The organism is Halomonas sp. 113 (genome assembly GCF_904067645.1).
GTDB lineage: Bacteria > Pseudomonadota > Gammaproteobacteria > Pseudomonadales > Halomonadaceae > Vreelandella > Vreelandella titanicae.
This window is the reverse complement of record NZ_LR881453.1, coordinates 2,211,830-2,226,437: the sequence shown is the minus strand read 5'-3', so window position 1 is coordinate 2,226,437 and position 14,608 is coordinate 2,211,830. Positions and strand designations below refer to the sequence as shown.

Here is a 14,608-nt window from a genome sequence, read left to right as displayed (position 1 = left end):
AAAAGAATGTTAACGTGCTAGCTGGAAAGGTTCAGCTGCCAGGAAACGCCGTATTTATCATTCAACCATCCGAATTTTTCACTAAAGCCGTAATTATCTAGAGGCATCAAAACCTTACCTCCATCGCTCAATGCTTTAAATACGTCTTCTATTTCTTTCTCTGAGCCGCACTCAACGTGTAACGACATTGATGGCGTAAAACTGAACTGATGGTCGTAATAGCTATCCATTGCCAGGAAGAGAGTGCCGTTTATCGAGAAGCGGGCGAGCTTAACTGCCCCTTCGGGACCATGCCCCCCAGCTTCGACACGCTCGATATCGATGATTTTCGAGTTCTCAAATAGCGAAGTGTAAAACTTGATAGCTTCTTCGGCTTTACCGGCCTGATCCCCCACAAACATTAGAGATGTTTTGATAGCCTTCACTTTAACCTCCCATTTCATTTGACGCGCTAAGCGTTACTGTAGAAAGGAGTGCAAAACAGACGCGACATTGACTGCTGTGGTTAAGAGGCATTCTTGAGCGCCTGTTTAATGAAATCCCCTTTCGCCGCCGTATAGGCTTCTCGGTCTGACGTAAATTCCGCCGCCCACAGGCGCTTGTTTTTCTCATAACGTTGCGCCAGTTCAGTATCAGCGCGCAGTCTATTGCGAAAAGCCAATCGCCGATGCCACTCTTCACCGCCATACACCATCAGATGCAGATGATGCGTCCTACGCCCCTCGGCCCATCGCATTAACCAACGCCGCCCGACCAAGGAAGCGTTGTACGCTAATGATGTCGCATATTTGGCACGGCACAACGGCTCCAGCAAGTCATCAGCCTGGTGCATTGACTCTACGCCTGCCAGGATATCGATGATTGGCTTGGCCGAGAGACCATGAACAGCGGTACTTCCGATGTGTTCAATGGCTAGAAATTCATCTGGAAATAAATCCAGCAGCCTGTCTCGCTCCTTCTCGAATAGAGCTGGCCAAGCCATATCATATGGAAATAGCGCGACCTCCTCATGGATGGCTCGATTTAAAGATTCCGTTTCATCCATGGTTGAGGTTCCCTTGTATCGAAAATTGTTGCCTATGCCTCATCTGATAACAGTGGCGGCATTGGGCAATCGAGAATATCGGCCATAGCACGGAACAGCTCGGCTTCGGCAGGCAAAATACGTCCGCTATGTTCAATACAGCGTGCCATCGCTTGCAACAGCGCAGGCTTATGCAAAGGCTTTAAACGCCGCAAACGCTCAACCGCCAGGCTGAGCGCACGCATATCACTTATATCGTCAGTGGCCCTCAATGAGAACGGCAGCTCACTCTCAGCGGCATTGAGCGCGGCGCTTATCTCAACCGGGTCATCTTGCCCGGCGGTGGCAAGCACCGTGAGTAGCATCTGACACTCCCGTTGCAGGTCGTTTATCTTGAGGTTTGAAGGCCCACTGCCTTGCTTGCTGATGTTATTCAACACCAACTGATATAGCGTCCACTCCAACAGGCTGACCTGACCATCTGCCTCGATCAACCGTTCCATACAGAGGCGAAAGTGTTGGGTCTGCTCCATCGAAAGCGAGCGTAACGCTGGCAGCGCCAGTTCAATCAGTGGCAAGCGTAACTGTACATCCAGCCTCAACATTTCAGGGCCATAATCCATCAGCGCTCGGTAAACATCTGGCAGTGCAACTTGATGCAACGCCTTAAGCTGATGCCTACGCATTGTCTTATCCTGGCTGAGCAGCAGTGAATAGATCAGAGCACGAGCGGCATGGGGCTCATGGGCGGCGCTTTTAACCCGCTCAGGCAGCGCATCTAATGTCGCTCTAGCCTGATTAAGATGGCGCTGGTCAGGCTGGCCCATGGTGTTAATGGCAGTTTGAGCAGAGGCACCGGTTAACACAGCCGCCATTGCCCCCGTTCCCGTTGCTGTTCCCGAGCCAAATCTGGGCTCTGCTTCAGACCGCTCACCGTCGCCTTCAATTTCAGGTGCGTGATTCTCGGTTTGCTGGGTGGGCCAGTTCTGATGGCCATTGACAGTGGCTTCGAAGCGGCCATTCCAATCAGGCATGACCCGCTTGATACGATCTTTAATCGGCGGATGGGTGGCCATCATTTGGCTAAACCCCTGCCGTACGCCTTGACCGAAGAACAGGTGGCTGAATTCCGCCGCCTGTGTCGCTTGCAGGTGAGAACCCTGGCTGTGCGAGCCGATTTTAACCAGCGCATTACCAATCCCCTTAGGGTTACGGGTAAACTGCACCGCAGAGGCATCCGCCAGATATTCACGCTGCCGACTGACCGCCGATTTGATCAAATTGCCAAAAAAGGTACCCGCGTAGCCGATCAGCATTAGCACCGCCCCCAGTGCTAAAACGACAGCGCCTGAGTTGTCGCGTTTTCCACCGCCCACCCGTCGAAAACGCATACTGCGCAGCAGTGTACCGCCCAATAAGCCAATAATCAGGATGCCATGGAGGATGCTGATCAGGCGCATGTTCAACCGCATGTCACCATGCAGAATATGGCTAAACTCATGCGCTACGACGCCCTGCAGTTCATCCCGCGTCAGGTTTTGGATCGTGCCACGGGTAATCCCGATCACTGCATCATTGGTTTGATAACCGGCGGCGAAGGCATTGATGCTCTCCTCCTCCAGCACATACACGGAGGGCACTGGCGTACCAGAGGCAATCGCCATCTCTTCGACCACATTGAGAATACGCCGCTCATCAGCATCACGGGTATTAAGATTGATCTCGCGTCCACCAAGGGCTTCTGCCACTACCCGGCCACCACGCCTTAGCTGACTGCGTTTGAATAGCCCGCCCAGCACTACGACGGCCAACACTGCAATAGCAACGCCAGTGACCAGTTCAATCGAGAGTGCCGACCACATTCCCTGAGCAGAAAGATTGGTTTGTGTAGCGGATTGCTCCCCCATTAAATGCAGCGCGATGGTAATTGCCAGCGTGGTAACAGCAATCAGGGCAAGTACTGCCAGTACCATCAAAACGACCAGACGCCCGGTTTTACGACGAGCGTTATCCTGCGCGGTAAAAAAATCCATGTCGCGTTTTCCCTGAGCTTAGAACGACACCGTCGGCGCCGCTTGAATCTGGGCGCTGTCTTCAAACTCTAACAACGAGGCATCCTGCCCATGGCCGAACATGCCCGCCACTGCTACCGGCGGGAAGCTCTGCCGATAGGTGTTGTAGTGCATCACCGCATCATTAAATGACTGCCGCGCAAAGGCCACTTTGTTTTCAGTGCTGGTTAGCTCTTCTGACAATTGCTGCATATTTTCTGAGGCTTTTAGATCCGGGTAGGCTTCCATGACCACATTGAGCCGCCCCATCGCCTGTGTCAGCACGCCCTCTGCACCGCCCAGGTCTGCCATGGCTTTGGCACTGCCTGGGTTTGCCGCGGCCGCTTTTAGCCCAGCGGCGGCTGTATTACGAGCCTCGATGACCGACTGCAGCGTCTCCCGTTCATGGCTGAGGTAACCTTTTGCGGTCTCTACCAGATTAGGAATCAGGTCATGCCGACGCTTAAGTTGCACTTCAATTTGCGCAAAGGCGTTCTCAAAGCGATTTTTCAAAGACACAAGTCGGTTGTAGATACCGATGACGTAAAACGCGATAACGGCGATGATCGCCACAGTGATGATGATAGTGAGCACTATGGTTCTTCCTTATAGTAGGCATTCGTCAGTAAAAGCCGGTCTATGAAAAGCTAGACAATGAATGCCTAGCTAGTGAAAAAAGTAGCCACCAAGTTCAATATCCGACGTTCACACATCACTTTGCAAGCTTAGGGAGAAAGGGAATGTCGACATAGCATTGCTCAAGATCACCTTTCTCATAAAACACTGTGATCGTATCAGTACCTGCTCGAAACGATTATCGAGCAGGGTCTGAAGCTCGCCGCCGGTATACTCTGGGACTTAGGTGAACCTAAAGAACAGGCTTGCAAACAAACGACAACAACCACACATTGCACAGCAACCAAGGCAGAATAAAATGACGACTCCTGAAGAAAACAGCGTCGATAATGAAGCCATTCATTGGGATCAGGATATTAGCTACGGCCAGTACCTGGATCTGGAACCTTTGCTTGCTTGCCAAAATCCGGCTTCTGATGAACACGATGAATTACTCTTCATCGTTATCCATCAAGTATCGGAGCTATGGATCAAACTTTGCCTTCACGAAGCTCATGGTGCCGCAGCGCATATTCAAGAAGATAACCTGCGCCCTGCTTTCAAGATGCTATCGCGGGTTTCCAGAATTCAGGAACAGCTTATCAAGGCCTGGGAAGTGTTGGTCACCATGACCCCCGCCGACTATGCCAGCTTCCGAGACAGCCTTGGCCAAAGCTCTGGGTTTCAGTCCTATCAATATCGGGAAATGGAATTCCTGTTGGGTAACAAGAACGCCAAGCTAATCGAAGCCCACAGATCAAAACCCAAACACTACCAAAAACTTCAGGAATCCCTCCACTCGCCCAGTCTTTACGATATCGTGCTGCAGCTGCTTGCCAAACGCGGTTTCAGCATTCCGGAAAGCAAAACCCAACGCGATTGGAGTATCCCCTACACCGCCAGTAGCGAGGTGGAAGCGGTCTGGACGGAAATCTACCGCAACAGCGAACAACACTGGGATTTATACGAGCTTGCTGAAAAATTGGTGGATGTCGAATTCAACTTTCAGCGCTGGCGATTCAGCCACATGAAAACGGTCGAGCGTATCATTGGCTATAGACGCGGCACAGGCGGAACGGCTGGGGTGAACTATCTGGTCAAAGCGCTGGATCTTCAGTTCTTCCCGGAACTGTGGAGTGTTCGGACGACGATATAAGCACTTGGCGCGCTGCTGCGCACCCAGTTTAACTACCGTCTTGATATTCAAAACAGCGACATACAATTTTTCGGAGCAGCCATATGCCTGTAAGCCTGGATAGTGTTCGTGAGCGTGACCGCCAAGACCCATTGGCAGACTTTAAAAGCCATTTCGCCCTGCCTGAAGGCGTGCTTTATCTTGATGGGAACTCACTGGGCGCTCAACCGAAGGCCGCCAAACAGGCGGTCGATGAGACTCTGGATCAATGGCGCGACCAACTGATCAAAGGCTGGAACCAGGGCTGGTTCGATGCTCCGGAACGCTTGGGCAATCTGCTAGCCCCGGTGATTGGTGCGCAACGCGGTGAGGTAAGCGTCACTGACAATATCACGCTAAATATCTTCAAGCTGCTGGGGTATATCCTCGGCCAAGGCAAGGAGGGTCGCCAGGCGGTTCTTAGCGAAGGCGGCAACTTCCCGACCGATGGCTACATCGCCCAAGGCTATTGCCGGATGAGTGGCGCCGAGCACCGCTTCCTGCCCGAAGGAGGCAACTTGGCCGAACACCTCGACGGTGTAGCCGTGGTGGTACTGAGCCAAGTTAATTACCGTACTGGCAAATTACGCGATATAGCCACCACCACGAAACTGGTGCACGACCACGGCGCGGAAGTCATCTGGGATTTGGCCCATTCCGCAGGCGCACTGCCCATTGATCTAAACGGTTGCGGTGCTCGCTACGCCGTAGGCTGTACGTACAAGTACCTTAACGGCGGCCCTGGCGCGCCAGCTTTTTTATACGTGCATAGCGATCACCAAGACAAAGGTTGGCAGCCGCTTTCCGGCTGGCACGGCCATGCATCGCCCTTCGCTTTTGAAGCGGATTACACCCCAGCGGGGGATATTTCCCGCTTTCGCACTGGCACCCATTCGGCACTTGCCTACGCCGCTCTGGAAGCCTCACTCGCCCTATGGAGCGAGGTGGACATGCAGGCGCTGAGAGAAAAAAGTCTGGCAATGAGCGACCTGTTTCGAGAGTGTTTAAGCGATATTTTTACCACTCATAATATTGACGATATAACCCCATCAGCCAGTGAGCGCGGCAGCCAGGTATCACTGGTGGATAGTCAAAACGGCTACGCTATCGTTCAAGCCTTGATTGCCCGCGGTGTGATCGGCGACTACCGGGAACCCGGCCTAATGCGTTTTGGTTTTACCCCGCTGTATCTCAGTTTTGAAGATGTTTGGCAGGCCGCCCAGCACTTCCGCGAGGTAATGGAAAGCGGTGAGTACCAGGATCCGCAGTTTCATGTGCGTGATGCCGTTACCTAATAGAGGTATGTTATGACTGAAATACCCCTGAACCTCGCCTACTCGCCGAGCCATTTCGCTCGGGATTTCGAAGCCACTTTAACGCGCCAGGCAGCTTTAGGTATCGACCTGGTGGCACGCCACCAGCCGATTACCCTGCGCTACGGTGAAGATCCGGCGGCCCGTCTCAACCTGTTCGTCCCGGAAAGTACCGCGGGCCCCTGGCCATTGATGCTATTTATTCACGGCGGCTACTGGCAGGCGCTGGATAACACCGCGACGGACTTTCTGGCTGAACGCTACCTGGCCCGTGGTATGGCCTTCGCCTCCCTGGGTTACGGCTTAGCACCGGAAACCTCCATTAACACCATGGTGAGCCAATGCATTGAGGGGATTGGGGCGGCATGCAACGCCCTCGCGGATAACGGTGGCGTGTGGTCTATTGTATTAGGCGGCCATAGCGCCGGTGCCCAGCTAGCCTACTGGGTAGCCACCAGTGGTGATATACCCATTGATAAGTTGATACTGGTTAGCGGCGTTTATGACCTAACGCCATTGGTGGATACCTACGTTAACGAAGCGCTGGAGCTCACTCCACCCCAAGCGCTTGCGTTAAGTCCTATATTTGCCGATTCGAGCAAACTACCCTCATGCCAAGTGGTGATCGCCGAAAGCGATCCGCCCGCTTTTCGCCAACAAACACACGATTTTGTTGCAGCGTTAAAAACTAGCCATATCCAAGTCGAGCTCGTGGATATAGCTAATTGCGATCACTTTGATGTGTTAGATGCTCTATGAGTTTGAACAAACAATCGGCAGAAGTACGTACAACAATGACCAACACTAAGCGGTCGAATAACGTAAAAACAGTATCACCCACCCTGTCTCAACCGTGAAGCGCCGCCTCTATTTCCGCGACGTTGATTTTTCTCATCTGCATCATTGCGTCGAATGCGCGTTTAGCGGCGGCAGGGTCAGGGTCGGTAATGGCGTTAATCAGTACAGCAGGCGTTATCTGCCACGATATTCCCCATTTATCCTTGCACCAGCCACAGGCACTTTCCTCGCCACCATTGCTAACAATGGCATTCCAATAGCGATCCGTTTCGGCTTGGTCATTCGTTGAGACCTGAAAAGAGAACGACTCATTATGCGCAACCCCAGGCCCGCCGTTAAGCCCAAGGCACGGAATGCCCAACACGGTAAACTCGACGGTCAATACATCCCCCTGCTTACCCGATGGGAAGTCTCCCGGTGCATGATGAACCGCCCTGACAAACGAATCAGGAAAGGTATCAGCGTAAAAGCGCGCTGCCTCTTCTGCACCACCATCGTACCAAAGGCAAACAGTGTTCTTTGCGGGGGTTGCCATATCACATCTCCACTAAAAACATAGTGTTCATCAAGCCCAGTGAAATATTGGCTGAACTTACCAAGTCTCTTCAGAGCCCGGCGGCCCTAAATCAATCTGCCTATCAGGGGCAATATCCAAGACGCCTTCGATATGTTTTAGCCGTTCCGCCGTGGCATCGTCAGCCGAGCCGGTAATGCAACCGATCTCCTCCAGCACCTCCTGGATATTTAATCCTTCAGCGCTGAGACGTGTGGCCATTTCATTTATCGGTTGATCGCTGGAAATAGTGATCAACCATAGCGCTACCGCTGACATCTGGCGTACCTCCCTAGTAAGTGCACTGGCCGGCCTGAAAGGAGCGCCTGCCCAGTGCGTCGCCCAACATCAAGGCGCTTGTACCAACCCAGCTCCCACGCGGGATTCAGGCGATGGCAGCTCTTGCACCGAAGCCACTAGCTGTTGCCACAGTTTCCTTCCCCGTAATGAGGCATCAGACTGTGCCCACAGTGCCGCGCAGCCTGCCACGTGTGGTGCCGCCATGCTGGTGCCACTGATCGTCTTATGGCGAGTGGGCCGGGGCCATGAGGAGAAGATATCGCGCCCAGGCGCGGCAATTTCGATCTTGCCATGATTGGAAAAGCTGGAAGGCTTCAGGTTCGGATCGAGAGACGCCACCGACATCACGGTAGGCGAGTTGGCAGGCGCCCCTGTATTGGTTGCAGAATTTCCCGCTGCAGCGATAACGAGGCACCCATTACGCAGCGCCGCTTCACCAGCATGGGTGTAGGCGGCCTGCACCGGGCTCTGGCTGCCAAGCGACATCGAGATCACCTCACAGCGGTTGGCGATGGCCCAGTTTAGGCCAGCGAGAACGCCCGCCCCGGTACTGCTGCCCGAGTTGGTCAGCACCTTGCCGACGAAGACCTGCGCCTCATACGCGATCCCGTAACGCTGAGTGTTTTCACCGGGCGCCTGGGGGCCACAGGCCGTGCCGATACAGTGAGTACCGTGCCCGTTAATATCCTGCACCGGCTCCCCGACGAATGAGCGGGTAACGAACTCCCTACCCTCGAAATCCGGGTGGCCAAGATCCATCCCGGTATCCAGAACGGCGACTTTTATACCCGCGCCACTCCAGCGACTTTGCGGCACCTTACAGCGTTTTAGCCCCCAAGTTGGCCGAAGGGCGTCCTCTTCAAGGTTCTCTTCGCCTTCTTCCAAATCCAGCTCAACGCCAAGATCACGAGCGATGGTGCTGGCTGCCCGCAAAAAACCCCGTAGATATTCAGAATTTTCAGAAAAGGCGAAATACTCTGGCTCAATAATTTCGATGGGACTATCCGCTGCAACCTTACCCAGCGCACTCATGCCATGCTGCTGCAGGGCATCGCCGCCTACCAGTGCCACTCCAAGCTCCGGAAATACCATTGCCTCAGCATCTCCGGCATCTTCCAGGCTAACGGCTTGATCGGTGAAATCCCGCGCATCAGCGATGCGAAATTTCTGGGCTTTTAGCGACTTAATGCCTTCTTCTACCCGCCCCTCACGATAGCTAATCAGAAAGCGCCCGGTTTCAAGGCAACTGCCGCCCCGCTCTAAGGCCGCCAATAGCAATTTTTCGGTGCCGCATGAAACAGTGGCGAGTGACTCACCCACTGGCGTATTGCCTTTACCTTTACCTGTCGGTTTTTTCGCCATCGTAGACATCCTTTTCATTTAGCTGTTAAGCGATATGGAATAGGTGAATCATAGACTCCATGCAAGAGAAAGCATGCCTAGCTATGCCACACCCACCATTTCAGCTTAACGCACCTGATATGCTTCGCCAGATCGATTTCAGGCTACGGCCCTTAAACATACAGGGCGCTTAAACGAAGGAGGATAGATCATGGCCGTTATGGGTTAATCTCAGTAGGGAGGCACTCGTCATCGCGGAGTGTTAGCACTTCGAAACCAGAGGATGTGACCGCTACCGTATGCTCCCACTGAGCAGACAATTTCTTGTCACTGGTCACCACCGTCCAGCCATCCCGCTTGGTTTTTATCTTGGCCCTGCCCTGATTAATCATAGGCTCGATGGTAAACACCATCCCTTCTTTCAACGCCAGGCCTCTGCCTCTCTTCCCGTAATGCAGCACCTGCGGCTCTTCATGCATTTCGCGACCAATGCCATGGCCACAATACTCACGAACGACAGAGTATCCGTGTTTTTCGGCATATTGCTGAATTGCGTAGCCTACATCACCCAACGTGGCACCGGGCTTAACCACTTGTATTCCTTGCCACATGGCCTCGTAGGTTTTATCGACCAGTCGCTTGGCATAGGGAGTCACATCGCCAATCAGATACATCTTGCTGGAGTCAGCAATAAAGCCGTCTTTCTCCAGGGTAATGTCGACATTGACGATATCGCCTGTTTTGAGTATTTGCTTCTCGGATGGAATGCCATGGCACACCACGTGGTTGACTGAAGCATTCAATACGTACTGGTAATCGTATTGCCCCTTACTGGCCGGGCGAGCCTGCAATTGATCGACGATATAGCGCTCAGCCCAATCGTTAATAGCCATGGTGGATACGCCGGGCGCTATCCGTTGGTCGAGATGACTGAACACCAATCCGAGTAGCCGTCCGGCTTCCCGCATCAAACGCAACTCCTCCTCGCTTTTTAGCGTCAGCTCACTCACCGACCACCTTCCTTACTTCAACGTCGGCTTGCTTCATTTGCTCACGCATGATGTCAGAGAAGGTCATTCCCGGATTGGCCTCAGCCAGCATGCCCACCTTTATCCAGTACTCTGCCTGGGCATTGATTGAGCGCACCATGACAGTGCTTGCCTTGCGAATATCCTCATGCAACTGGTCATTGATCTTAACGATACCCATCACACCACCTAATATATGAAACGAATATGAAGCATATACGAATCATATATCGCGTAACGATTGGCGGCAAGGCTACCTGATTACGTTGTTACGGGGACACGTTGGCCATAGGTTCCAACGCCAATACTTCTTTGCGCAGCACAAGCTTCGGCTTCTCTAACGAATCGCGCCACTGAACACACTCCTGCTGTTGCTGCGGGTCGTTATCGGGGCTTGCGCCAAAGGCATCCAGCCAGGCCTGACGAGAACACAGGTCTTGATACTCCCCGAGCAGGCGCTGGCGGTGCTTCAATTGGGACAGAAACGGCTCAGGGGTCTCTGGATTCAGATCAGCCAGGTAACGAATCCGCTTCACGCCCTTCCGCAGTTCATGGAACCCGGTGTCATGGGTATCCAGCGAGAGTGCCGCCAGGTCTTCATCGTGGCGTGCGATACGCTCATTCAGTACCGTACGGATACGCTTTGGCGTAAGTTTCGAAAGTGCCTTGCCAACGTCATCGGAAGCGATAAAGTGCTGCCATGCCTCCATCTCCTCAGCATACGCCGGTGCATTTAACTGCTGACATAGCGCCTGGAGGCGTTCCCGCTGGCAAGCCTGGAGCCACTGCATCAATCCCTGGCGACTACCAGAAGTGAGCGGCGGGGGCGTCTTGGCCATATCCTCCAGAAACACATCAATATCACGCAGGTCACTGGTAGCCTGGGCACGTTGCTTGAGCCGCTTAAGCATCTTTTTCAGGCCAGGCACTCGGGTAATGGCGCGCACGGATTCACCCACTGCCCGGCTACGACGCAGATTGACCCGGTACTGGTGCAGGAACTCAGGATCAACACCTGCGATGACACCAGCTTCCAAGGTACGGATCATCTGATACTGGTGCTCCAGCATGTCACGAATGCGGCTGGTAGTGTCGTTATTGCGTTTGGGTGGTCGGGGGGCAAGGCGCTGAAAAAGAGGATAACTGGCCGCTTCCGGGGTCTGGCACCCTGCCAGCTTGGCTCCGCCCTGCCTCACGCTTTCCCAGGAAGAGCCGGACAGCGTGAAATGCAGCACGCTCCCGGTGGGCAGCGAATGCGGCGCGGTCTTGTCGAGCCAACGAGCCAGATCATGCAGCGCCGGGTTATGCCCAATCACCAGCACCCTTTCGGCTTCATTCGGCAGCGATTCGAGCCATGCCTGCAGCCCGCCACCATCGAACGTGTAAAGGTCTTCATCGAAGTGAACCTGATTGACCAGGGTACGATCAGGCAGTTGCGCTGCGATCTCGTCGAAGGTTTCCCGCGTGCGAGCCGCTGTACTGGCGTAAATCCCGCCTTCTAACGCTTGCCAGTGCTGCAGCACATGCGCCATCGCCGCTGCCTGACGTTTACCACGCTTTCGCAACGGTCGTTGATGGTCGGTCATATCGCCACTGGGCTGCTTAGCCTTGGCGTGCCGCATTAGGTATAGGTGCCGCATGGATTCGCTCCCAAGCACAGTGTGATACGCAAAGTTTAGTACACGCCCATCTTCTAGGAAGAGTGCTGACGAGGCTTCACCACAAACCAACTGGCCAACACCAGGCTACCGAATAGCGTGTACACCACCGCAAACACCCACTCTGGAAAAGTGAAATAGAGCAGGCTGTGCAGCCAGTTCTGAATAAACGAGCCCGAATAGGTGACGGCGCCTGCCTCTGCCCTCAGCGCCATTTCCCAGGTGGTTAACGGGCAAACCACGCCAAGCCAAGCCTGAACCACCACATAACCTATGGCGCATAGATGTACGATGCGGAAGGTTTTATTGCGAGCCCACCGCCAGTTGAAGAAATAGCCTGCGTAAATTGTGACCAGGCCTAACACCACGAAGGCCACAAACAGCACGTGGAGAATTAGAAGAATGTCGGCGAGCATTAGCAGCAGTGAGGGGGGCATAGGAAAATGCTACTTGTTACCAACGGGTGAATCTGGTGCTTCGACAACATCGCTGCAGACGACGACTTGGTTCCTCCCAGCGCGTTTGCCAACATAAAGCATCTCATCCGCTCGTTTAATTAAAGACTCCAGATCGGCTTTCTCTGAATCGGTAGCCGCCACGCCAACGGTGACGCTTGGGCGCAGTTTGCCCATCTCTTCTGTTAACGAAAGTTCAGCCACCTTCTTTTTCAAACGCTCTGCTACCATTTGCGCATCGCTCGAGCTGGTGTCTGGGAGTGCGACAACAAACTCTTCACCACCAAAACGTCCTATCACATCCGTTGGGCGCAGCGATTCTGCACAGACTTCGGCAATCTTGGTTAGCACCCAATCCCCATGGCTATGCCCCCAGGTGTCGTTAATGTGTTTGAAGTGATCCACATCGATCATAAACAGGCTGAATGGCACCTTGTGGGTTTGCGAGTGCTGCAACAGATCTTTAGCCAGTTTTATAAAATGGCCGCGATTATTCAGGCTGGTCAGCGCGTCCTGCTCAGCGACTACCCTCAGCTGTTCTTCCAGTGATTTTCGGTGCGCGATCTCTTTGTGTAACTGGTGGTTATTCTCTCGCTCTTCTTGAAGCAGTGCATATTGCTTACGCTGCAGGCATTCCAAGCGCAGCAGGGCGAAAAACCCTACAACGCTGCCCATAATCAGCAACAGTGCGACCAGTAGCGTCGCTATCGGGGCAAGACTTGCGAACAGCACCGCAGCCACTAAAAAGCCAATATTTAAATAGAGGCTGGCCGCTGTCACGACTGTTAGCGGATTGGGAATCAGAAGATAAAACGCCATGGTAGCCACCACCACCGCGGTGATTTGAGTGGGGAGGCTTTCGGGTCGTAGGGGGACAATCAATATAATGCCCGTGGCAAATACCCACAGCGGTAAGGCGTGCAACCAAGCACGGTAATCATTGCCACCCCAGCGCCGCACAACGAGTGCCACCAACAGGCAAATGCTCACCACCACTATTCGCATGGTAAGCAGCAGATAGAACTCCCTGGTAAGGCCCAGCAGGTAGTAATCCGCAATCGCGAACATGCCAAAGACACATGCCGCAACGCCCACAGCAAAGCTAAACTCAAGCCGCACGCTTTCCTGGATAGAGCGGCGATACATCAACTCACGGCTGGCATCGCAAAACTGCCCGGTTAACCCATGCACCTGATACTGTTGTTTCTGTAATGGCACAGCCCCACACTCCCGACGTCACGTGGCAATTTTTCTTATTTTATCAATAACGCGATACCACTCACCTCAACATTCAGCAGGCGTAACCGTACGATAGCTGGCCGTGGCCTTTTCCAGCCCTTGCTGTAATGCCCGAATGCGCGATTCATGGGCAGGATGCGTAGAAAGAAATTCAGGGGGCTGACCACCACCGCTAGCAGCCATGTTGCGCCACAGGGTCACGCTCTGCTGCGGGTCAAACCCCGCACGGGCCATAATTTCCAAGCCCATCAAATCGGCCTCCTCCTCATGGGTGCGGCTGAAAGGCAGGCTAATGCCCAGCTGGGCACCGATACCCAAGGCCTGCATCAGTTGCTGGTTGCCAAATTCCTCTTCCCCTAATAACCCCACCACCAATAACACGGCTTTAATGCCAAGCTGCTGGGTAAGCCGCTCATTGCCATGATCCGCCAACACATGCCCCACCTCGTGCCCAATCACCGCCGCTAGCTGGGCTGGCGTCTCGGCCACTCGCAGTAGCCCGCTATGCACCCCGATGCGTCCACCCGGCAGAGCAAACGCATTGGGGGAAGCATCGTCAAATACCACCACTTCCCAGCGTTCAGGGAAAGCGAGCCCTGGGTAGCTCGCCTCAGCGCCAGCCACCACTTTTTCGGCCACGCACTGCACCAATTGATTAGCCTGCGTATCGCGATTGATCGGCTGGCTATTGCGTAGCTGATTACAGGCATCTTCCCCCATGTCAGCCATTAACGCGTTCGGTACTAACGCCAATTGGGAGCGCCCGGTGGGCGTTTCCCCACAGCCAGCCAAAGAGGCCAGCAACATCAAAAGGAAAAGAGGTAACAGAAATCGCCGATGCATCGGATAGTATCGCCTGGATTAAGAAATGTGCAGTAGAGTGTAAGGCGCTTCGCAGGCGTGGCGCTCGTTGCGTTCATCAACGCTACCCAGCCCAAGGTGCCGGTCGTTATCGTAGGCTACAAACAGGCGGTCATGATCCAGCCCAGTACTAAGCTATAACGAGCCTTCCGCACCTTATGGGGCGGTAGATACCGTCGATGACCTCCCCGTTCCAGT

16 protein-coding genes are annotated in these 14,608 nt (G+C 53.8%); 3 read left to right on the top strand and 13 right to left on the bottom strand.

The features are described from left to right. Window positions 1-17: 17 nt before the first annotated feature. The 4 genes from YERSI8AC_RS10405 to YERSI8AC_RS10390 form a co-directional block, all read right to left on the bottom strand. Window positions 18-425: a VOC family protein gene (locus tag YERSI8AC_RS10405; protein ID WP_141441189.1), complete on the bottom strand. Its 408-nt coding sequence runs from the start codon at window positions 423-425 to the stop codon at window positions 18-20. 80 nt (window positions 426-505) lie between these two features. Continuing rightward, the gene (locus YERSI8AC_RS10400) at window positions 506-1,045 is read right to left on the bottom strand and encodes a GrpB family protein (protein WP_159176711.1); all 540 of its coding nucleotides are present in this window, start codon (window positions 1,043-1,045) and stop codon (window positions 506-508) included. 32 nt (window positions 1,046-1,077) lie between these two features. Beyond that, on the bottom strand, window positions 1,078-3,057 hold the full coding sequence (locus tag YERSI8AC_RS10395) for a M48 family metallopeptidase (protein ID WP_159176710.1): 1,980 nt from the start codon (window positions 3,055-3,057) through the stop codon (window positions 1,078-1,080). 18 nt (window positions 3,058-3,075) lie between these two features. Continuing rightward, complete coding sequence (locus tag YERSI8AC_RS10390) at window positions 3,076-3,672, bottom strand: LemA family protein (protein ID WP_170834116.1); 597 nt, start codon at window positions 3,670-3,672, stop codon at window positions 3,076-3,078. Between the two features lie 337 nt (window positions 3,673-4,009). Here YERSI8AC_RS10390 and kynA point away from each other — a divergent pair, with 337 nt between their 5' ends. The 3 genes from kynA (at window position 4,010) to YERSI8AC_RS10375 (ending at window position 6,936) form a co-directional block, all read left to right on the top strand. Continuing rightward, window positions 4,010-4,846, top strand: a complete 837-nt coding sequence (kynA, locus tag YERSI8AC_RS10385) for a tryptophan 2,3-dioxygenase (protein WP_027959205.1) — start codon at window positions 4,010-4,012, stop codon at window positions 4,844-4,846. An 83-nt stretch (window positions 4,847-4,929) separates the two neighbouring features. Beyond that, on the top strand, window positions 4,930-6,159 hold the full coding sequence (kynU, locus tag YERSI8AC_RS10380; protein ID WP_159176709.1) for a kynureninase: 1,230 nt from the start codon (window positions 4,930-4,932) through the stop codon (window positions 6,157-6,159). 12 nt (window positions 6,160-6,171) lie between these two features. Continuing rightward, entirely contained in the window at window positions 6,172-6,936 is a 765-nt protein-coding gene (locus YERSI8AC_RS10375; protein ID WP_159176708.1) for an alpha/beta hydrolase, read from the top strand. A gap of 88 nt (window positions 6,937-7,024) precedes the next feature. Here YERSI8AC_RS10375 and YERSI8AC_RS10370 read toward each other — a convergent pair whose 3' ends face one another. The 9 genes from YERSI8AC_RS10370 to YERSI8AC_RS10330 all read right to left on the bottom strand — a co-directional run bounded on the left by YERSI8AC_RS10370 (window position 7,025) and on the right by YERSI8AC_RS10330 (window position 14,392). Beyond that, window positions 7,025-7,510 (bottom strand): VOC family protein, encoded by a 486-nt coding sequence (locus YERSI8AC_RS10370; RefSeq protein ID WP_159176707.1) that lies wholly within the window; start codon window positions 7,508-7,510, stop codon window positions 7,025-7,027. A 57-nt stretch (window positions 7,511-7,567) separates the two neighbouring features. Further along, a complete protein-coding gene (locus YERSI8AC_RS10365; protein ID WP_159176706.1) occupies window positions 7,568-7,807 on the bottom strand; it encodes a hypothetical protein in 240 nt (79 codons plus the stop codon). A 69-nt stretch (window positions 7,808-7,876) separates the two neighbouring features. Beyond that, the gene (locus tag YERSI8AC_RS10360) at window positions 7,877-9,190 is read right to left on the bottom strand and encodes a S8 family serine peptidase (RefSeq protein WP_159176705.1); all 1,314 of its coding nucleotides are present in this window, start codon (window positions 9,188-9,190) and stop codon (window positions 7,877-7,879) included. Window positions 9,191-9,387: 197 nt separating this feature from the next. Then, window positions 9,388-10,179 (bottom strand): type I methionyl aminopeptidase, encoded by a 792-nt coding sequence (gene map, locus YERSI8AC_RS10355; protein ID WP_041158375.1) that lies wholly within the window; start codon window positions 10,177-10,179, stop codon window positions 9,388-9,390. Beyond that, window positions 10,172-10,378, bottom strand: a complete 207-nt coding sequence (locus YERSI8AC_RS10350) for a ParD-like family protein (RefSeq protein WP_022523750.1) — start codon at window positions 10,376-10,378, stop codon at window positions 10,172-10,174. Before YERSI8AC_RS10350 ends, map begins: the two co-directional genes overlap by 8 nt. A gap of 88 nt (window positions 10,379-10,466) precedes the next feature. Then, window positions 10,467-11,837: a CHAD domain-containing protein gene (locus YERSI8AC_RS10345; RefSeq protein WP_159176704.1), complete on the bottom strand. Its 1,371-nt coding sequence runs from the start codon at window positions 11,835-11,837 to the stop codon at window positions 10,467-10,469. Between the two features lie 53 nt (window positions 11,838-11,890). Then, a complete protein-coding gene (locus YERSI8AC_RS10340) occupies window positions 11,891-12,292 on the bottom strand; it encodes a DUF2784 domain-containing protein (RefSeq protein ID WP_159176703.1) in 402 nt (133 codons plus the stop codon). Between the two features lie 9 nt (window positions 12,293-12,301). Further along, window positions 12,302-13,528 (bottom strand): GGDEF domain-containing protein, encoded by a 1,227-nt coding sequence (locus YERSI8AC_RS10335; protein ID WP_159176702.1) that lies wholly within the window; start codon window positions 13,526-13,528, stop codon window positions 12,302-12,304. A gap of 66 nt (window positions 13,529-13,594) precedes the next feature. Further along, a complete protein-coding gene (locus YERSI8AC_RS10330) occupies window positions 13,595-14,392 on the bottom strand; it encodes a M48 family metallopeptidase (RefSeq protein ID WP_159176701.1) in 798 nt (265 codons plus the stop codon). Between the last annotated feature and the right edge of the window lie 216 nt (window positions 14,393-14,608).

Excerpts from the sequence above, each read along its gene's own strand:
- YERSI8AC_RS10360 (WP_159176705.1), bottom strand. The coding sequence starts at position 9,190 with ATGGCGAAAAAACCGACAGGTAAAGGTAAAGGCAATACGCCAGTGGGT.
- YERSI8AC_RS10365 (WP_159176706.1), bottom strand. The coding sequence starts at position 7,807 with ATGTCAGCGGTAGCGCTATGGTTGATCACTATTTCCAGCGATCAACCG.
- kynU (WP_159176709.1), top strand. The coding sequence starts at position 4,930 with ATGCCTGTAAGCCTGGATAGTGTTCGTGAGCGTGACCGCCAAGACCCA.
- YERSI8AC_RS10350 (WP_022523750.1), bottom strand. The coding sequence starts at position 10,378 with ATGGGTATCGTTAAGATCAATGACCAGTTGCATGAGGATATTCGCAAG.
- YERSI8AC_RS10345 (WP_159176704.1), bottom strand. The coding sequence starts at position 11,837 with ATGCGGCACCTATACCTAATGCGGCACGCCAAGGCTAAGCAGCCCAGT.
- YERSI8AC_RS10395 (WP_159176710.1), bottom strand. The coding sequence starts at position 3,057 with ATGGATTTTTTTACCGCGCAGGATAACGCTCGTCGTAAAACCGGGCGT.
- YERSI8AC_RS10330 (WP_159176701.1), bottom strand. The coding sequence starts at position 14,392 with ATGCATCGGCGATTTCTGTTACCTCTTTTCCTTTTGATGTTGCTGGCC.
- kynA (WP_027959205.1), top strand. The coding sequence starts at position 4,010 with ATGACGACTCCTGAAGAAAACAGCGTCGATAATGAAGCCATTCATTGG.
- YERSI8AC_RS10375 (WP_159176708.1), top strand. The coding sequence starts at position 6,172 with ATGACTGAAATACCCCTGAACCTCGCCTACTCGCCGAGCCATTTCGCT.
- YERSI8AC_RS10370 (WP_159176707.1), bottom strand. The coding sequence starts at position 7,510 with ATGGCAACCCCCGCAAAGAACACTGTTTGCCTTTGGTACGATGGTGGT.
- YERSI8AC_RS10400 (WP_159176711.1), bottom strand. The coding sequence starts at position 1,045 with ATGGATGAAACGGAATCTTTAAATCGAGCCATCCATGAGGAGGTCGCG.
- YERSI8AC_RS10340 (WP_159176703.1), bottom strand. The coding sequence starts at position 12,292 with ATGCCCCCCTCACTGCTGCTAATGCTCGCCGACATTCTTCTAATTCTC.